This window comes from Shinella agrisoli (assembly GCF_046557955.1).
Taxonomy (GTDB): Bacteria; Pseudomonadota; Alphaproteobacteria; order Rhizobiales; family Rhizobiaceae; genus Shinella.
Window position 1 is genome coordinate 47,866 of record NZ_JBJIEP010000009.1, and the last position, 17,417, is coordinate 65,282.

16 protein-coding genes are annotated in these 17,417 nt (G+C 67.4%); 7 read left to right on the forward strand and 9 right to left on the reverse strand.

What is annotated here, in order from left to right; translation table 11 throughout:
• Position 1: 1 nt before the first annotated feature.
• The 9 genes from ACIIOY_RS11530 to ACIIOY_RS11570 form a co-directional block, all read right to left on the reverse strand.
• A complete protein-coding gene (locus ACIIOY_RS11530; protein ID WP_411034811.1) occupies positions 2-1,666 on the reverse strand; it encodes a hydantoinase B/oxoprolinase family protein in 1,665 nt (554 codons plus the stop codon).
• Positions 1,667-1,678: 12 nt separating this feature from the next.
• Positions 1,679-3,751: a hydantoinase/oxoprolinase family protein gene (locus ACIIOY_RS11535; protein WP_411034812.1), complete on the reverse strand. Its 2,073-nt coding sequence runs from the start codon at positions 3,749-3,751 to the stop codon at positions 1,679-1,681.
• Positions 3,748-4,245: a GAF domain-containing protein gene (locus ACIIOY_RS11540; protein ID WP_411034813.1), complete on the reverse strand. Its 498-nt coding sequence runs from the start codon at positions 4,243-4,245 to the stop codon at positions 3,748-3,750. Before ACIIOY_RS11540 ends, ACIIOY_RS11535 begins: the two co-directional genes overlap by 4 nt.
• Complete coding sequence (locus ACIIOY_RS11545; protein ID WP_411034814.1) at positions 4,238-5,050, reverse strand: ATP-binding cassette domain-containing protein; 813 nt, start codon at positions 5,048-5,050, stop codon at positions 4,238-4,240. The genes ACIIOY_RS11540 and ACIIOY_RS11545 overlap by 8 nt, the downstream gene beginning before the upstream one ends.
• Entirely contained in the window at positions 5,047-5,937 is an 891-nt protein-coding gene (locus tag ACIIOY_RS11550) for an ABC transporter ATP-binding protein (protein ID WP_411034815.1), read from the reverse strand. Before ACIIOY_RS11550 ends, ACIIOY_RS11545 begins: the two co-directional genes overlap by 4 nt.
• Entirely contained in the window at positions 5,934-6,767 is an 834-nt protein-coding gene (locus ACIIOY_RS11555) for an ABC transporter permease (RefSeq protein ID WP_411034816.1), read from the reverse strand. The genes ACIIOY_RS11550 and ACIIOY_RS11555 overlap by 4 nt, the downstream gene beginning before the upstream one ends.
• A complete protein-coding gene (locus tag ACIIOY_RS11560; RefSeq protein ID WP_411034817.1) occupies positions 6,764-7,789 on the reverse strand; it encodes an ABC transporter permease in 1,026 nt (341 codons plus the stop codon). Before ACIIOY_RS11560 ends, ACIIOY_RS11555 begins: the two co-directional genes overlap by 4 nt.
• 116 nt (positions 7,790-7,905) lie before the next feature.
• Positions 7,906-9,492 carry an ABC transporter substrate-binding protein gene (locus tag ACIIOY_RS11565; RefSeq protein WP_411034818.1) on the reverse strand — a complete coding sequence of 529 codons (1,587 nt, stop codon included), beginning with the start codon at positions 9,490-9,492 and terminating at the stop codon, positions 7,906-7,908.
• Between the two features lie 13 nt (positions 9,493-9,505).
• Entirely contained in the window at positions 9,506-10,198 is a 693-nt protein-coding gene (locus tag ACIIOY_RS11570; protein WP_411034819.1) for a helix-turn-helix domain-containing protein, read from the reverse strand.
• A gap of 278 nt (positions 10,199-10,476) precedes the next feature.
• On the opposite strand from ACIIOY_RS11570, the gene ACIIOY_RS11575 reads away from it, so the two are divergent.
• The 7 genes from ACIIOY_RS11575 to ACIIOY_RS11605 all read left to right on the forward strand — a co-directional run bounded on the left by ACIIOY_RS11575 (position 10,477) and on the right by ACIIOY_RS11605 (position 17,389).
• The gene (locus ACIIOY_RS11575; RefSeq protein ID WP_411034820.1) at positions 10,477-11,064 is read left to right on the forward strand and encodes a thioredoxin family protein; all 588 of its coding nucleotides are present in this window, start codon (positions 10,477-10,479) and stop codon (positions 11,062-11,064) included.
• A gap of 61 nt (positions 11,065-11,125) precedes the next feature.
• On the forward strand, positions 11,126-12,754 hold the full coding sequence (locus tag ACIIOY_RS11580) for an FAD-dependent oxidoreductase (RefSeq protein WP_411034821.1): 1,629 nt from the start codon (positions 11,126-11,128) through the stop codon (positions 12,752-12,754).
• Positions 12,755-12,757: 3 nt separating this feature from the next.
• The gene (locus tag ACIIOY_RS11585; RefSeq protein WP_411034822.1) at positions 12,758-13,087 is read left to right on the forward strand and encodes a 4Fe-4S binding protein; all 330 of its coding nucleotides are present in this window, start codon (positions 12,758-12,760) and stop codon (positions 13,085-13,087) included.
• A gap of 13 nt (positions 13,088-13,100) precedes the next feature.
• Positions 13,101-13,937 carry an ABC transporter ATP-binding protein gene (locus ACIIOY_RS11590; RefSeq protein ID WP_411034823.1) on the forward strand — a complete coding sequence of 279 codons (837 nt, stop codon included), beginning with the start codon at positions 13,101-13,103 and terminating at the stop codon, positions 13,935-13,937.
• A gap of 11 nt (positions 13,938-13,948) precedes the next feature.
• A complete protein-coding gene (locus ACIIOY_RS11595; RefSeq protein ID WP_411034824.1) occupies positions 13,949-14,812 on the forward strand; it encodes an ABC transporter permease in 864 nt (287 codons plus the stop codon).
• Between the two features lie 58 nt (positions 14,813-14,870).
• Positions 14,871-15,905, forward strand: a complete 1,035-nt coding sequence (locus ACIIOY_RS11600; protein ID WP_411034825.1) for an aliphatic sulfonate ABC transporter substrate-binding protein — start codon at positions 14,871-14,873, stop codon at positions 15,903-15,905.
• Between the two features lie 56 nt (positions 15,906-15,961).
• Entirely contained in the window at positions 15,962-17,389 is a 1,428-nt protein-coding gene (locus ACIIOY_RS11605) for an MFS transporter (RefSeq protein ID WP_411034826.1), read from the forward strand.
• Positions 17,390-17,417 lie beyond the last annotated feature (28 nt).

The following is a 17,417-nucleotide window of genomic DNA, read 5'->3' on the forward strand; positions in this document are numbered from 1 at the left end:
TTTACAGGCCGGCGCCGTAGACCTCGCGGGCGCGCTCGGCGGTAATGTAGCCGTTGCGGACGTCCTCGCGCACGAGGGCCGGGTCGCGTTCCCTCGGGTTGCCGACGCCGCCGCCGGCGCCGGTGATCACGCGGATCACGTCGTCCTTGTCGACGCGGATGCCGGAGGCGAAGGCGTAGCGTTCCGACGTGCCGTTCTTGCGCAGCACGAGCGCATAGTTGGCCGAGCCCTCGTTGCCCCCGTCGAGCGACCAGGGCAGGATGCGCGAGCGGGTATAGCCGAGCGTCAGGAAGGAATCGTCGCGGCGGATGCGGTAGTCGAGCCGGATGCCGTGGCCGCCCCGCCACTTGCCTTCGCCGCCGGGATCGGTGTTGAGCTCCATGCGGTCGACGAAGAGGCCGTTGCGGGCTTCGGAGATCTCGGCCGGGCAATTGTAGGTCTCGCCGTGCACGCCGGAGAAGATTGCCGAATTACCGTCGCGGCCGTTGGCGGCGCCCCAGCCGCCGATCTGCGGCTCGATGATCGTGTATTGCCGTCCGGTATCGGGATGGATGCCGCCGATGAAGGTGCCGGCGATGGAGGAGAAGTGCCCGGCCGGCAGCTTCTCCGGCATGTGCGGGGCGAGGCAGCGCCAGACGAGGTCGTAGCCGCGGATGCCGATCTCGTAGTAGAAGCCGATGGCGGCCGGTTCCCTGGCGTGGAAGCAGGAGCCCTCGCGCGTCAGCACCTTGAGCGGGCGGAAGGAGCCTTCGTTGGCCGGCGAGGCGGGGTCGGTCAGCGCCTTGAAGATGACCTGCATGCTGACGAGCGTATCGTCGTAGCTCGCGTTGGAGGGGCCGCTGTCCTGGTCCGGGTTGTCGCGAAGATCGACGACGAATTCCGTCCCGGAGATCGTCACCTTGACGTTGAACAGGCGCCCGTCGTCCTGCTCCTCCGTCAGCTCGAAGGTGCCGTGCGGGAGTTTGGAAAGTTCGGCGAGCGCGATCTTCTCGCCGTGGTCCATGAAGCCTGCCATCGCCGCCTCGAAGGTGGCGACGGAGTATTTTTCCGCAAGCTCGGCAAGACGTTTCGCCCCGATGCGCACGGAGGCGATGGCGGCCCAGAGGTCGCCTTCGAGGAAGTCGGGCATGCGCGAATTGACGGTGATGATGTCGAAGATGCCGGGGATCGCCTCGCCCCTGGAGATCATCTTGATGGCGGGAAGGCGCAGGCCCTCCTGGAAGATCTCCGTCGCATCCGCCGAGAGCGAGCCCGGAGACTTGCCGCCGACATCCGAATTGTGGGCGATGTTGGCCGTCCAGGCGATCAGCCGGCCGCCGGAAAAGACCGGCATGCACACGACGAGGTCGTTGAGGTGCGTGACGCCGCCGTAATAGGGGTCGTTGGTGATGAAGACGTCGCCGGGCTGGATGTCGCCGGGCTTGGAGAACTTCTTCAGGAGCACCTTTACCGACTTGTCGAGCACGCCGATGAAGCCGGGAATGCCGGCGCCCGAGGAGGCGAGACGGCCTTCGGCGTCGGTGATGCCGGTGCCCATGTCGAGCACTTCGTAGATGATGGAGCTCATCGCCGTCTTGCGCATGGCCGCGAACATCTCGTCGGCGGTCGCCTGCAGCGAGTTCTGGATGATCTCCAGCGTGATCGGGTCGTGGGAAGCTGTCGTCATGTCCCGCACTCCTCAGGCTTTCAGGTGGATGTGGATGTTGCCGAAACCGTCGACCTCGACGCGGTTGCCGGGGTGGACGACGATCGTCGTGCCCGGGTCCTCGATGATCGCGGGCCCGGTGAAGGCCATGCCGGGCTCCAGCTTCTCGCCGTCGTAGATCGCGGCCGGATGGACGCCTTCCAGCGCATAGTCGACCTCGCGCTCGCCCTTCCGGGCGGCGGACGCCGGCGTTGCGGAGAGCGGCTTTTCCTGCATTTTCAGCTTGCCGACCTCGGCCGCGGCGACGAGATGGATGCCGACCAATTCGACGGGCGCGTCGAGGCGGTAGGTGTATTCCCGCTCGTAGGTCTCGTGGAAGGCGGCCTCGATGGCGGCAAGGCTCTCGTCGGTGATCGCGCCCTCGACGAGGACTTCCGTCGTGTGCTCCTGGTTCTGGTAGCGGAACTTGCCGTAGCGCAGGAACCGGACCCTGCCCCTTTCGACGCCTTCCTCGGCGAATTGCCGGTGGGCCAGCGCTTCGGACTCGGCGAACAGGGCCTCGATCCCGGCGGCCGCGCCGGGCTTGAGGTCCGCGAGCTTCGTGACGAAGTAGTCGCGGCGCAGGTCCGACATCATCATGCCCCAGGCGGAGAACACCGAGGCGCCGGCCGGGATGACGACCTTCTTCACGCCGAGCTCCGTGCCGAGCGCCGCCGCATGCATCGCCCCGCCGCCGCCGAAGGCGACCAGCGTGAAGTCGCGCGGGTCGAAGCCGCGGTTGAGCGAGACGAGCTTCAGCGCGTTGACCATGTTGTTGTTGGCGATGCGCACGATGCCGCGCGCCACGTCGTCGGCCGAGACGCCGAGCTTTTCGCCGAGGTCCGAAAGCGCCTTTTCGGCCGCCGCCATGTCGGCGACGACCGAGCCGCCGCAGAAATAGTCGCGGTTGATGCGGCCGAGCCAGAGATTGGCGTCGGTGGTGGTCGCGTTCGTGCCGCCGCGGCCGTAGGCGGCCGGGCCGGGCACCGCGCCGGCCGATTTCGGGCCGACATGCAGCTTGCCGAAATCGTCGACCCAGGCGATGGAGCCACCGCCGTTGCCGATCTCGACGAGGTCCACCACCGGCACCATGATGGGATAGCCGGCCGATGTGCGGTCGCGCTCGATCCAGTAGTCCGTCATGATGCGGACCTGGCCGTTCTCGATCAGCGAGCACTTCGCCGTCGTGCCGCCGATGTCGAGGGCCAGCACGTTCGGCTCGCCGATCAGCTTGCCGAGCTCGGCCGCGCCCCAGAAGCCGGAGGCCGGGCCGGATTCGACCATGGTGATCGGGATCTTCCTGACCGATTCGAGCGAATCCACGCCGCAGTTCGACTGCATGACGAAGAGGTTGCCGGCAAAGCCCTTGCCCGCGAGGCCGTCGTTGAGGCGGCTGAGGTAGCGCTCGGCCGTCGGCTGCACGTAGGCGGACATGACGGTCGTGTTGGTGCGCTCGTATTCGCGCCATTCGCGGGTGATCTGGTGCGAGGCGACGGTGGCGATCTGCGGCCACAGGCGCGCGATCTCGGCGATCGTCGCCTGCTCGTGGCTCGGGTTGGCGTAGGAATGCAGGAAGCAGACGGCGATCGCCTCGACGCCGTCGGCACGGAAGTCGTCGAGGATCGCCGGCAGGCCCGAGAGGTCGAGCGGCTTCATCTCCGTGCCGTGATAGTCGAAGCGGCCCGGAAGCTCGCGGCGCAGATACCGCGGAACGAAGGGTTCCGGCTTCCTGTAGTGCAGGTTGAAGAAGTCCGGCCGGTTGCCGCGGGCGATCTCCAGCGAATCGCGGAACCCCTCGGTGGTGATCAGTCCGACCTTGACGCCCTTCCTCTCGGTCAGCGCGTTGATGACGACGGTGGTGCCGTGGGCGAGGAAGTCGACGGTCTTCGGGTCGACGCCGCCCTTTTCGAGCACGTTCAGCACGCCCTGCTCGAAGTCGGGCGGGGTGGTGTCGGATTTCGCCGTGGTGACGCGGAATTCGCCGGTGGCATGGTCCGTCTCGAAGCAGACGAGATCGGTGAACGTGCCGCCGACGTCGGTGGCGACGCGGATGGTCTTCCGGCTCATCGGCTTTCCTCCCTCTTCTCAAGGGCGTGCAGCAGCATGCAGACGGCGCCCGGCAGTTTCAGCGCGTCGGCGGCGCGGATGCGGTCCTCGGTGTAGTAATCCCGGTCATGCAGGCAGTTCAGCGTGCCGACGACCTCGCCGCCGACGGTGATCGGCACGTTGATGACCGACTGGCAGCCGAGCGAGAGGATCATCTCGTGGTCGTCGAAGACCTTGGCGATGTCCTCGATCGTGTTGGCGACGAAGGTCTCCTTGCGGTTCAGCGTGATCTCCGACCATTCGGTCTCGTTGTAGGGCTTGGTGCCGGAGACCGGATAGACGTCCGGCATGCTGGAATAGATGCGTTCGGAGACCTTGTCGGTCGTGTCCGAGGTCATGATGGTGAAGAGTTTCACGCCGACGACGTCCTTCACCAGCTTTTCCAGCGCCGCATAGGCCTTGTCCGGCTGGCCGCCGGCGGCCACGGCTTCGACGAAGGCTGTGTAATCAGGCATTTCCATTCTCTTGCTCCATGATGTGGTCCCGGAGCGCCGCTTCTTCCGAGCTGACGACGGGAACGGCGCCGATGAGCCGGCGCGTGTAGGGATTTTCGGGTCGGGTGAAGATCGCGCCGGTCGTGGCAAGCTCGACGAGCCGGCCCTTCTCGAAGACGGCGACGCGGTCGGCGATGTTGCGCACGACCGAAAGGTCGTGGGTGATGAAGACGTAGGTCAGCCCGCGGCTTTCCTTCAGCGCCTTCAGGAGCTTGAGCACGCGCGCCTGCACGAGCACGTCGAGGGCGGAGGTCGGCTCGTCGAGCACGACGAGCTCCGACTGGCAGGCGAGCGCGCGGGCGATGGCGACGCGCTGGCGCTGGCCGCCGGAAAGGGCGGCGGGCGCGCGGGTGCTGAATTCGGCGGGAAGGCCGACCTCCTCCAGGAGTTGCCCGGTGCGCGCGGCGCGGCCCGCCTTGTCGCCGATGCCGTGGACGTCGAGCGCGAGGCGCAGCGACGCGCCGATCGACCGGCGGGGGTTGAGCGAGGAGAGCGGGTTCTGCTGCACGAGCTGGATCGCCCGGCGGTGCTCCTGCGTGCGCCTTGCCGGCAGCGCCTCGCCCTTGAAGGTGAGGTCGCCCGCCGTCGGCCCGTAGATGCCGAGGATGATATTGGCGACGGTCGACTTGCCGGAGCCGGATTCGCCGACGATGGCAAGGCATTCACCCTTCTCGACATTGAAGGAGACGCCGTCGAGCGCCTTCACGGTGCGCCCGCTGACCTCGAAATGCTTGGAGACGTTCGAGACGGAAAGGAGCGTGCTCATGAGAGGAGTTCCTTCTCGCTGTAGCCGTCATGGGCGACGAGGGGCGCGCGGAATGCGGCCGGATCGTCCTCGATGTCGGGAATGCCGCCGCCCGTGATGCGCGGCACGGCGGCAAGCAGGGCGCGCGTATAGGGATGGCGCGGATCGGAAAAGAGCGCGGCGGTCGGCCCCTGCTCGACGATATTGCCCTTGTAGATGACGTAGACCCGGTCGGCGAATTCGCGCACGACGCCGAGATTGTGCGATATGAAGAGCACCGAGGTGCGGTGCTTCTCGACGAGCTCGGACATCAGCCTGAGCGTCTGCGCCTGCACGGTCACGTCGAGGGCCGTGCCGGGTTCGTCGGCGAGCAGCAGCGCGGGGTTGTTGGCGAGCGCCATGGCGATCATCACGCGCTGGTTCATGCCGCCGGAAAGCTGGAAGGCATAGGATTCCAGCACGCGCTCCGGCTCGTTGATGGCGACGTCGGCGAGCGCGGCGATCGCCTTGCGGCGGGCCGTCTCCTCGTCGATGCGGGGCTCGGCACGCCGCAGCACCTCGCGGAACAGCGTGAAGATCGGATAGACCGGGTTCAGCGAGGAGGTCGGATCCTGGAAGATCATCGACATGGCCGTGCCGCGAAGGGCATGGCGCGAGGCGGGCTTCAGCGTTTCGAGGTTGATGCCCTCGAACTCCACCGTGCCGGAGATGCGGGCGGTCTTCAGCTGCTGGAGCATGCCGAGCACGATGCGGGCCGTCACTGACTTGCCGGAGCCGGACTCGCCGACCAGCGCGACGCGTTCGCCCTTCCGGATGTGCAGCGAGATGCCGTGCAGCACGTCGATCGTGCCGGACCATGTCCTGAAGCCGAGGCGGAGGTCGTCGATCCTGAGGGTAGGGGCCGTCATTGATCCACTCCGAGGATTTCGCGCAGCGCATCGCCGATCAGGTTGAAGCCGAAGACGGCGATGAGGATCGCAAGGCCGGGGAACACGGTGAGCCACCAGCTGTCCGGCAGGTACTTCGCGCCCTCCGCCACCATGGAGCCGAGGTCCGGGGTCGGCGGCTGCACGCCGAGGCCGAGGAAGGACAGCGAGGAGGCGATGAGGATGACGAAGCCGAAGTCGAGCGTCATCTTGGTGATGATGGAGGGCACGCAGTTCGGCAGGATCTCGCGGAACATGACGTGCAGCTTGGAGGCGCCGATGACCTCCGCCGCCAGCACATAGCCCTCCTCCTTCTCGGAGCGGGCGATGTTGTAGACGAGGCGGGTGTACCAGGGCCACCACATGGCCGTCACCGCGATCATGCCGTTGGTGAGCGTCGGCTCCAGGAGGCCCATGATGGACATGGCGAGCACGAGCGGCGGGATCGACAGGAAGACGTCGGTGAGCCGCATCAGCAGGTATTCCGTCCAGCCGCCGAGGTAGCCGGCCGCAAGGCCGATGGCGACGCCGATCGGGACGGCGATGGCGAGCACGACGATGCCGAGAACCAGCGAGATGCGGTAAGCATAGACGACGCGGGTGAAGAGGTCGCGGCCGACGAGGTCCGTGCCGAAGATGTTCGGCCAGTGCGGCGGCTGGTTGAAGTTGGCGAAGTCGACCACGGCGCCGACATGGGCAGGGAAGGGCGTGATGACGTCGGCGAAGACGGCCGAGAAGACGACGATCGCCACGAGGACAAGGCCGATCAGCGACAGCGGATTGCGGGCGAGGATGACGAGGGTCTTCTTCATGACGCCCTCTGCGAAAGCCGGATGCGCGGATTGATGACCGAGACCAGCAGGTCCACGACGATGTTGACGATGAGGAACATGGCCGAGATGATGAGCACCGTGCCGACGATGGCGTTGAGGTCCTTGCGCAGGATCACGGCGACGCCGTAGCGCGACAGGCCCGGCCAGGCGTAGACGGCTTCCACGAGGAAGGCGCCGCCGAGCATGGCGGCGAAATCGAGGCCGATGATGGTGAGCGAGGGGATCAGCGACGGGCGGAAGGCGTAGCGCCGGGCGATGCGCCTTTCCGGGAAGCCGTAGGCCTCCGCCATCTCGATATAGGGCCGCTCGTAGGTCTCCACCATGTTGGAGCGCACGAGCCGGGCGGCCTGCCCGATGCCGGAAAGCGCGAGCGCGAAGGCCGGCAGGACGAGGTGCCAGACGGCATCGGCGAAGGCCCTGAGGTTGCCGGCAAGCAGCGTGTCGACCAGCATGAAGCCGGTGACGTTCGGCACCGTGATGCTGTCGGAGAGCCGGCCGGCGATGGGGAAGAGCTTTATGAAATAGGCGAAGATCAGCATCAGCACGACGGCCCAGACGAAGGCGGGGGCCGAGACGCCGAGCATCGTCACCAGCCGGATCGCATGATCCACCCAGCTGCCGCGATGGCGGGCCGAGAGGATGCCGAGCGGCAGGCCGATGGCGATCATCATCAGGCCGGACACAACGACGAGTTCCAGCGTCGCGGGCAGGAACTGCGCGATGTCGGCCATGACCGGGCGGTTCGTGTAGAGCGAGATGCCGAGGTCGCCGCGGGCAAGGTCGGCGAGGAAGTAGCCGTATTGCGCGAAAAAGGAGGCGTCGAGATGCAGCTTGTCGCGCAGCGCCGCGACGGCTTCGGGCGTCGCATTCGGCCCGAGCGCGATGCGCGCCGGATCGCCGGGGATGACCCGGGCGATGGCGAAGATCAGGAGCGATACCCCGATCAGCACGATCAAAGAGGTACCGAGCCGCTTCGCGAAGAGGCGGATGAACGGTGGCATGGCTGGCGTTCCTGTTGCGGAGCCGGGCCGCCACGGCGGTCCGGCACGGTTGCTGCCGAAGGCCCTTCATCCGGCTGTCGGCAGGCCGAAGGGACGGGCGAAGGGCCTCCGGACGGTTACTCCTTCATTTCCATCAGGCGGAAGGTGAAGCCGAAGCCGGCGAGCGCGAAGGCCTTGGACGGATCGGAGAGCGCAGGCACGGAGACCCGGTCGGTGGCGGCGAAGACGGCGGTCTGGTCCTGCGCGAAGATCGAGGGCGCGATGGCGAGGAGCCGCTTGTTGGCCTCCTCGTAGACCTTGGCGCGCTCGGCCTCGTCGAGCGTCGTGCGGCCCTTCTCGAGCAGCGCGTCGATCTCGGCGTCCTTCAGATGCTCGGGCGACATCCAGGTTCCCGCCGCGCTCGAATGATACATCGAGTAGAGCAGCGTATCCGGGTCGCCGGACATGGTGTTGACGAAGACCTGGCTGATGTTCGGCGTGTTCTCCGGCCTGGAGACTTGCTCGGAGAAGAGCGCCCACGGCAGCTTCTTCACCTCGGCCTGGATGCCGATCTCGGCGAAGTTCGCCTGCATCAGCAGGGCGAAGCGCTCTTCGAGCGGCACCTCGCCGATCCAGGTGAGCTCCACCTTCATCTCTTCCGGCTTGTACCTGCATTTGGCGAGATGTTCCTTCGCCTTCTCGACGTCGCGCTTCAGCGGATCGCCGGAGAGCGCGCCGAGCATGCCGACCGGCAGCGCGCCTGTCGCGGGGCTGCCCTGCGAGACCTGGTCGCTGACGGCGACCATGCGCACGCCGGATTCGTAGTCGAAGGCGTAGGAGACGGCGAGGCGGCATTCCACGTCGTCGAACGGCGGCTTCGTCGTGTTCATCTTGACGTAGAAGCCGGTCGTGCCCCTTTCGGTCAGCAGTTGCGCCCCCTCGGCCGCGAGCGACTTCAGCACCTCCGGCGGCAGCCATTGCGAGGAGATCTCGTGCTCGCCCTGGGCAATCAGCGTGCGCACGGTCGCCGCCTCGAGGCCGTAACGCAGGCGCACGGTGTCGGGCGCGGCCGCGGGAACGCCAAGGAAGAAGTCCGCGTTCTTCGCCATCACGGTCTCTTCCTGCGGATTGTGCGAGACGACCTTGTAGGCGCCCGAGCCGGCCGCGTGGGTGGAAAGATACGCCTGGCCCCAGTCCTTCATCTCGCCGTCCCCCTCGCTAAGGTTCTGCAGGACGAGCGCCTTGTCGACGATCGGCAGGCGGGTGAGGGCGGAGACGAAGGGCGCATAGACCTCCTTCAGGGTGAACGTCACCGTCGCGGGGTCGGTCGCCTCGGCCTTCTCGACATTCTCGAACAGGTAGGACAGGCCCTGGCCGAGCGCCTTCATGCGGTCGAAGGAGAAGACGACGTCGTCCGCCGTCAGCGGGTTGCCGCTCTGGAACTTCACGTCGGTGCGCAGCTTGAAGGTGTAGGTCTTGCCGTCCGCGGTCTCGAAAGAGGACGCCAGGAACGGATCGTAGCCCGGCTGGCCCTGCTTGGGGATTACCAGCGTGTCGTAGAGGTTGAACATCAGGATGCTGTCGGCATAGTCCGACGCCTTGGCCGGGTCGAGCTCGCCGACGGGCGATTCATCGAGGCGCAGCACGGTTTCGGCATTCGCATGGGCGCAGAAAGCCGTTGCGGCGAGCAGGGCTGCCGCGATTGTCTTCAGAACGGAGGTCATTGCTGTTCCCTTGTTATCCGGTTGTCTTGGGTTTGGCGGTCTTCAGCTGTTTCGGCGCGCTGCGGCGGGCCGCAGAGCGCTTGACGACCAGGCTCGGCCGAGCCTGGGCGGACGGTTCGCCGTCGCCGAAGACGTCCATCGTGCAGGTGTGGAAGATCGTCGTCGGTTCGGTCGTGTGGTTCCAGGTGACGTGCGTCAGCGTCGAGGGGAAGTGGGCCGAGTCGCCCGCCTCCAGGATCGTGCGCTCGCCGTCGATCTCGATCGTCAGCGAGCCTTCCACGATGAAGAAGATTTCCTCGCCCTCGTGCGACATCGGCTCGCTGCGAAAGCCCGGCGGCTCGTGGATCAGCGTCGAGCGCAGGACGTTGCCGGGAAAGGAGGCGGAAAGGCGCTCGTAGGTGACGGTGCTGCCGGGTGTGCCGCCGACCGCGTAGACCGGGCGCCCTTCGCGCCGGGTGATCGGCGCGTCGACGCGCGGGGTCTGGAAAAACGATCCGACATCGGCCTTCAGCGCGCGGCAGACGGCGACCAGGGAGGTCAGCGACGGCACGGTGATGCCGCGCTCGATCTGCGAGATGAAGCCCACCGAGAACCCGGCGGCATCCGCGACGTCCTGCAATGTCATCTTCAACTCCCGGCGCCGCTCGCGCAGGCGCTCGCCCACGGCAGGACCAGTCCCCGCCTCAGGCTCTTCGACACTTGCCACTCTGTTCACCCGATTTTTTAGTATTACTTCAATAGTGCGCGGATAGGCGGGATTGTCAAATCTTTTTTAGCCAGCCTAAAAAAATTGCGCCGTCACGCGCCTCTTCAAAGGGCGCGCGGCCTTTTCACGACATTGCCAGCGTGAGGACGGATTTTCCCCCGGCCATGCGGATCGGCGTGAATTTATCTCCGCCGTGCGATTCCGGCGAAAACCAATATCTATAAAATCTATGGATTATATTCTCTAATTGCCTCCCATCGGCCTGCCAGGAGGATACCATGCCCAAGACCGAATCCAACCCCATCACGCTCGGAACCCGCGCGCCGGATTTCATCCTGCCCGACGCGGACGGCAACCTGGTCACGCTTGCCGATTTCAAGGACAGCCCGGCGCTGCTCGTCGCCTTCATCTCGAACCGCTGCCCCTTCGTGGTGCTGATCCGCGAGGCGCTGGCCGAGTTCGCGCGCGACTACGCCGACAAGGGGCTCGCCGTCGTCGCGATCAACAGCAACGATGCCGAGGCGCATCCGGAAGAGACGCTGGAGCGGATCGGCGCGGAAGTGAAGACCTACGGCTATGGCTTCCCCTACCTCAAGGACGCCGCGCAGGGCGTCGCCAAGGCCTATGGCGCGGCCTGTACCCCCGACTTCTTCCTCTATGACCGCGAGCGCAGGCTCGCCTATCACGGCCAGTTCGACGATGCCCGACCCGGCAACGGCAAGGAGGTGACGGGCGCGGACCTGCGCGCCGCCGTCGACGCCGTGCTGAAGGGCGAGGCCGTCGGCGACCGGCAGGTCCCCTCGATCGGCTGCAACATCAAGTGGACGGCCGGCAACGAACCCTCCTGGTTCTCCACCGCCGCCTGACCGCGTTCCGGCGTCCGGCCCGTGCGGGCCGGCGCCTCCTCATCTCGCAAACCGGAACCTCATGGCATCGCGTCGCAAGGAACCGCCCGTGGAAGACGGGCGCCTCATCGAAACGGACGTGCTCGTCGTCGGCGGCGGGCCGGCGGCCGCCTGGGCGGCGCTGTCGGCCGCCGAGGCTGGCGCGCGCGTCGTGCTGGCCGACAAGGGCTATCACGGCACGAGCGGCGCGACGGCGCCCTCCAACACCGGCACCTGGTGCGTGCCGCCGGGCGAAGGCCGCGCGGCCTCCGTCGAGCAGCGCTTCAAGCGCACGGCCGGCCTTGCCGACCGCCGCTGGATGCTGCGCGCGGCGGACCGGGCCTACGAAAACCTCCTGAAGCTCGTCGAATGGGGCTATCCCTTCCCGAGCGAGGAGGACGGCAGCCTCTACATCGCCAACCTGCGCGGGCCGGACTACATGCGCTTCATGCGCCAGCGCGTGCAGAAGGCCGGCGTCACCATTCTCGACCATCATCCGATCCTCGAACTGCTGGGTGACGAGAACCATGTCGGCGGCGCGGCGGGGCTCGTGCGCCGCAACGGGGCGAGCTTCCGCGTTGCAGCCGGCGCGGTCGTGCTGGCGACGGGCGGCTGCGCCTTCTTCGAGCGCATCCTCGGCGGCACGGGGCTGACGGGCGACGGCTACCTCTTCGCCGCGGAGGCGGGCGCCGCGCTTTCCGGCATGGAGTTCACCGGCAAGTACACGCTGACACCCTACGGCTCGTCGCTGAACAAGGGCCTGCCCTTCCGCTGGGCGACCTTCTACCGCGAGGACGGCGAGGTGCTGCGCAATGCCTGCGGCGAGCCGGTGACGAACGGCATCGGCGGCGGCGAGCGGCAGGTGGCGGAAGCCCTGCTGTCCGGCCCGGTCTATGCCCGGCTCGACCTTGCCGAACCGGCCATGCGGGACTGGCTGCGCCGCGGCCAGCCGAACTGTTTCCAGCCCTATGACCGCATGGGCATCGATCCCTTCGAGGAGCGGTTCCGGGTCGAGCTGAAATACGAGGGCACGGTGCGCGGCACCGGCGGCATCCGCATCGTCTCGGCCGATTGCGGCACGGGCATTGCCGGCCTCTATGCCGCCGGCGACGCGGCGAGCCGCGAGAACGTGACCGGCGGCATTTCCGGCGGCGGCGCGATCAATGCCTCCTGGGCGATCGCCAGCGGCTGGTGGGCCGGCCACGGCGCGGCCCAGCACGCCCGCCGGCGGCAGGACCGCAACGCCGGCCGCTTGCAGCCGCTCGGCACGGCGGGCCTGCGCGGCACGGGCGAAGGCGGGGATGTCGACCTTGCCGCCGCTGCCCGCACGGTGCACGGCGAGATCGCCCCGCTCGACAGGAGCTACTGGCGCACGGCCGAGACGCTGGAGGCAAGCCGCCGGACGCTCGAAGACCTCTGGACGGCGCTCAACCGGGCGAAGCCCGCGGCCGGCATCGGGCGTCTTCGTTCGCGCGAGGTGGCGTCCGTCACCGCCAGCGCCCGCTGGACGGTCGCCGCGGCGCTCCTGCGCACCGAAAGCCGCGGCGTGCACCGCCGGCGCGATTTCCCGACGGAGAACGAGGGACAGGCGGGCCGCATCATCGTCTCCGGCCTCGACCGGGTGACGGCGGTGCGCGAGGACCTTTCGCTCGAAACGGCGCAGGAGGGCTGAGCGATGATCGAAGTCGTCTCCGCCGACCGCTGCATCCGCTGCGACATCTGCGAGCGCATCTGCCCGGCCTTCGTCTTCGACCGCGACGAGACGGGCCTGCCCGTCATCGCCCGGCAGGACGACTGCCAGACCTGCTTCCTCTGCGAGATCTACTGTCCGACGGATGCGCTCTACGTCGCCGAGGAGGCGCACGGACCGATCGGCATTTCCGAGGCCGAGGTTCTCGAGCGCGGCCTCTTCGGCACCTATGCCCGCGCACTCGGCTGGAACCGGGGGCGCGCCGGAGGAGCCCAGAACGACCCGACCCGCCACATCCGCGTGGCGCAGGTCTGAAAAGGAAACGACCATGGAACGCATAGAAGTCAACGCGCTGCGCAAGACCTTCACGCTGAAGCAGGGCCAGACGGTGACCGTCGACGGCGTCGCCTCCAACCGGATCCCGGTGCTGGACGGCGTCGACCTGACCATCAACCGCGGCGAGTTCATCACGCTGGTCGGCCCCTCGGGCAGCGGCAAGTCGGTGCTGCTCGACGTGATCGCGGGCCTCACCGAGGCCACCTCCGGCGTCGCCCGCATCGACGGCGTCGAGGTGTCGAAGCCGCACGCCCGTACGGCCTACGTCTTCCAGCAATATGCGCTCTTTCCCTGGCGCACCGCCCTGCAGAACGTCGAATATGCGCTGGAGGTGCGCGGCGTGCCCGCCGCCGAGCGCCGCGAGCGGGCGCGCCATTTCCTGCATCTCTTCGGCCTCAAGGGCTTCGAGGACCGTTTCCCCTCGCAGCTTTCCGGCGGCATGCAGCAGCGCGTGGCGATCGCCCGCGCCCTCTCCACCGATCCGCAGGTGCTGCTGATGGACGAGCCCTTCGCCGCGCTCGACGCCCAGACGCGCGACATCCTGCAAAGCGAGCTCCTGCGCATCTGGGAGCAGATCAAGACGACCGTCGTCTTCGTCACCCACTCGATCGACGAGGCGATCTACCTTGCCGACCGCGTCGTGGTGATGACCGCGCGCCCGGCGAGCGTCAAGGAGATCGTCGAGATCGACCTGCCGCGCCCGCGCGACCTCGACATCCGCAACAGCGAGGCGTTCAACGCCTATCGCGGCCGCGTGTGGGAAAGCCTGCGCGACGAAGTGGTGAAGGCCCAGCGCGACTGGGCCCTTGCTTCCAGCTACGCCAACTGAGGGAGGATCGGATGAGCCTGATCGCCGACCGCAACCCGCCGCTTCGCAACACCTTCTCGCTTCGCCGCAAGCGCGTGCCGGAAAAGGCGCCGACGGCGCTCGGCGAAACCTTTTCCACCATCACGCTCGGCCTGCCGGCGATGATCGCCTTCGCGCTTCTCTGGGAGGTCGCCCCGCGCCTCGGCTGGATCAATGCGCTCTTCTTCCCGCCGCTCAGCCAGGTTCTCTCGGTCCTGTGGGAGATGATCGTCTCCGGCCAGCTTGCCGAGCATATCGGCATCAGCCTGCAGCGCGCGGCGATCGGCTTCTCGCTCGCCGTCGTCACCGCCGTGCCGCTCGGCTTCCTGATGGGGCGCTACCCGCTGTTCGAGAAGACCTCCGACTTCCTCGTCCAGACGCTGCGCAACACCTCGCAGTTCGCGCTGCTGCCGGTCTTCATCCTGGTGCTCGGCATCGGCGAGGCCTCGAAGATCGCCATCACCTTCTACGCCGCCGTCTTCTTCCTGCTGATCAACACGATCGTCGGCGTGAAGTCGGTCGATCCCTTGCTCGTGAAGGCGGCGCGCTCCATGGGCACGTCGGACTGGGACCTCTTCAAGAAGGTCATCTTCCCCTCCGCCATCCCCTCGATCGTCGCGGGCGCTCGGCTCGGCGTGAAGACCTCGCTCTTCTCGGTCATCGCCGCGGAGATGCTCGCGGCCCAGTCCGGCATCGGTTACCTCATCCAGAACTCCTCGCTGATGCTGGAGACCGACCGCATGTACGCCGGCATCCTGACGCTGACGATCGTCGGGCTCCTGCTCAACTACCTGCTCGTCGCCGGCGAGCGGCGTGCCACGCACTGGCGCGGCAGCGGCGAAAGCGGCCCGAACTGAGCTTCGCATCGAACCATCCGCTTCATCCACGAACGACCGATCTCGAAAGGATCCGCCCATGACATCCCTCCCGATCCGTCCGCTGCGCCGGACGCTCCTGAAACTGGCGCTCGCGCTTTCCATCCTCCCGGCCGCCGGTGCCGCCCCGGCCTTCGCCGACGAGGCCAAGCCCGAGGTCATCCGCATCGGCTCCACGGCGCCGGGCCACCTGAAGTTCATCCTCTACCGCAACAAGAAGCTGCTGGAGGACGAGTTCGCCAAGGACGGCATCAAGATCGAGCTGACGACCTTCGACGGCGGTTCGGCCGCCACCGTGGCGCTCGGCTCCGGCGCGCTCGACTTCACCTATATCGGCAACAACCCCTCGCTTCGCCTGGCGGCGACCGGCGCGGACGTGAAGCTGATCGGCCTTTCGAGCTGGAACCGCTCGAACGAGACGCAGATCGTCGTCAAGCCGGATTCGCCGATCCAGAAGATCGAGGACCTGAAGGGCAAGAAGGTCGCCTATCTCTCCGGCACCGTGCGCCATTCGACCTTCGCCAAGGCGCTGAAGGCGGCCGGCCTTTCCCTCAACGACGTGGAGAGCCTCAACCTCGGCATCGAAAGCTCCGGCCCGGCGCTCGCCCGCGGCGACATCGACGCGATCGTCGAAAGCACCGGCCCGGTGCAGAAGCTGGTCGAGAAGGGCGGCGCCCGCGTGATCTTCGATGCGGGCGTCTCCGGCAGCCCGGAATGGGCCGTGCCGCACCTCGTCAGCGTCAACGGCGATTTCGCCCGCAAGTATCCCGACATCGTGACGCGCCTGCTCGCCGTCGACATCGCGGCCGCGCGCTGGGCCGACGCCAACCCGGAGGAGACGATCGCGATCTTCGTCAAGGAGACCGGCAACAGCGAAAACGCCGTGCGCGCGACCTATCCGGACGGCAAGTTCTTCCAGGATCCCGAGATCACCGAAGAGGCGGTGCGCGCGCTCCAGGGCGAGGAAGCCTTCATGGCCGATGCCGGCCTGCTGAAGGGCAAGGTCGACTACGAGGCCTGGATCGACCGGTCCTTCTACGAGGCGGCCCTCAAAAAGGTTGCCGCCAGCAACTGAAGCTGTAGGCTCGGGCATCGGCGGCTGTTCGCCGGTGCCCTTTTCATTGTCGCGTGATGTCTTCCATTCCCTCTCCATCGCTTCCGCTCCACCGCACCCGCATCGTCCCGGCCGTCGTCGCCGTGGCGTTCTTCATGCAGATGCTGGACAGCACGATCATCGCGACGTCCCTGCCGGCCATGGCGCGGGACTTCTCGACGGACGTGGTGACGCTCAACATCGGCTTTACCGCCTACCTCCTGGCGATGGCCGTGTTCATTCCGCCGGCCGGCTGGCTTGCCGATCGCCTCGGCGCGCGGGAGGTCTTTCTCGCCGCCATCGTGCTCTTCACGCTGTCTTCCGTGGCCTGCGGCTTTTCCGGCTCGCTGACGCAGTTCACCGCCGCGCGGCTTCTCCAGGGAGCGTCGGCGGCGCTGATGACGCCCGTCGGGCGCCAGCTCGTGCTGCGCGGGGCGCCGAAGGCCGAGCTGGTGCGCGCGATCGCCACCATCACCTGGCCGGCGCTGATCGCGCCGGTGGTCGGCCCGCTGATCGGCGCCTGGATCACCACCCATGCCGGTTGGCAGTGGAATTTCTTCATCAACCTGCCGCTCGGCCTTCTCGGCGTCGTGCTCGTCGCGTTCTTCGTGCCGCAGGCGCCGGCGGAGGAGGGCGCGCGCCCCTTCGACTTCAAGGGCTTCCTGCTGACCGGCGCCGCGCTCGCGCTGACGCTGGCCGGGCTGGAGCTCTCCAGCGCCTCGACGGGGGGATGGGGAGCGCTCGGCGTTCTGGCCGGCGGCGTCCTGATCGGATGGTTCGCGATCCGCCATCTCAGGCGTGCGCCGCACGCCCTTCTCGACATGGCGGTGCTGAAGGTGCCGACCTTCGCCTTCGCCACGCTTGCCGCCGGAACGGCCGGGCGGCTCGCGGTCAATGCCACGCCGTTCCTGCTGCCGCTCCTGTTCCAGGTCGGGCTCGGCCTCGACGCGGTGGAGACGGGCTCACTCGTCCTCGTCTACTTCCTCGGCAACCTCCTGATGAAGAGCGTGACGACGCCGGCGCTGCGGCTCTTCGGCTTCCGCTCGCTCCTCGTCGCCAACGGCGTGGTCGCCGCGCTGACGATCGGCGCCTTCGCCTTCATCGACGGGCAGACCCCGCGCCTCGTCCTCTTTGCGCTGCTGATCGCCTGCGGCCTCTCCCGCTCGATGCAGTTCACCTCGCTGACGACGATCGCCTTTGCCGATGTCACGCCGGCGCAGAGGAGTGCGGCGACCACCATCTCCGCCATGCTGCAGCAGCTCTCGCAGCTCCTCGGCGTCGCCGTCGCGGCGGCCGTCATCCGCCTGTCGTCCTATCTTCGCCCGGAGGCCATGGACGGCGGCATGCTGTCGGACATCCGCGCCGCCTTCCTCTGCATCGCCGCCATCGGCCTCGTGTCCGCCCTGCGCTTCCTCGCGCTTCCCGGCGACGCCGGTGCGGAGGTCTCGGGGCACCGCCGCCGCTGATCCGGACGGGAGTTGCAAGAATTTGTTG

Bases quoted from the DNA above. Each gene is read 5' to 3' on its own strand.
- ACIIOY_RS11555 (WP_411034816.1), bottom strand. From the start codon at position 6,767: ATGAAGAAGACCCTCGTCATCCTCGCCCGCAATCCGCTGTCGCTGATC.
- ACIIOY_RS11535 (WP_411034812.1), bottom strand. From the start codon at position 3,751: ATGAGCCGGAAGACCATCCGCGTCGCCACCGACGTCGGCGGCACGTTC.
- ACIIOY_RS11595 (WP_411034824.1), top strand. From the start codon at position 13,949: ATGAGCCTGATCGCCGACCGCAACCCGCCGCTTCGCAACACCTTCTCG.
- ACIIOY_RS11605 (WP_411034826.1), top strand. From the start codon at position 15,962: ATGTCTTCCATTCCCTCTCCATCGCTTCCGCTCCACCGCACCCGCATC.
- ACIIOY_RS11565 (WP_411034818.1), bottom strand. From the start codon at position 9,492: ATGACCTCCGTTCTGAAGACAATCGCGGCAGCCCTGCTCGCCGCAACG.
- ACIIOY_RS11590 (WP_411034823.1), top strand. From the start codon at position 13,101: ATGGAACGCATAGAAGTCAACGCGCTGCGCAAGACCTTCACGCTGAAG.
- ACIIOY_RS11540 (WP_411034813.1), bottom strand. From the start codon at position 4,245: ATGCCTGATTACACAGCCTTCGTCGAAGCCGTGGCCGCCGGCGGCCAG.
- ACIIOY_RS11600 (WP_411034825.1), top strand. From the start codon at position 14,871: ATGACATCCCTCCCGATCCGTCCGCTGCGCCGGACGCTCCTGAAACTG.
- ACIIOY_RS11585 (WP_411034822.1), top strand. From the start codon at position 12,758: ATGATCGAAGTCGTCTCCGCCGACCGCTGCATCCGCTGCGACATCTGC.
- ACIIOY_RS11580 (WP_411034821.1), top strand. From the start codon at position 11,126: ATGGCATCGCGTCGCAAGGAACCGCCCGTGGAAGACGGGCGCCTCATC.
- ACIIOY_RS11545 (WP_411034814.1), bottom strand. From the start codon at position 5,050: ATGAGCACGCTCCTTTCCGTCTCGAACGTCTCCAAGCATTTCGAGGTC.
- ACIIOY_RS11560 (WP_411034817.1), bottom strand. From the start codon at position 7,789: ATGCCACCGTTCATCCGCCTCTTCGCGAAGCGGCTCGGTACCTCTTTG.
- ACIIOY_RS11550 (WP_411034815.1), bottom strand. From the start codon at position 5,937: ATGACGGCCCCTACCCTCAGGATCGACGACCTCCGCCTCGGCTTCAGG.
- ACIIOY_RS11530 (WP_411034811.1), bottom strand. From the start codon at position 1,666: ATGACGACAGCTTCCCACGACCCGATCACGCTGGAGATCATCCAGAAC.
- ACIIOY_RS11575 (WP_411034820.1), top strand. From the start codon at position 10,477: ATGCCCAAGACCGAATCCAACCCCATCACGCTCGGAACCCGCGCGCCG.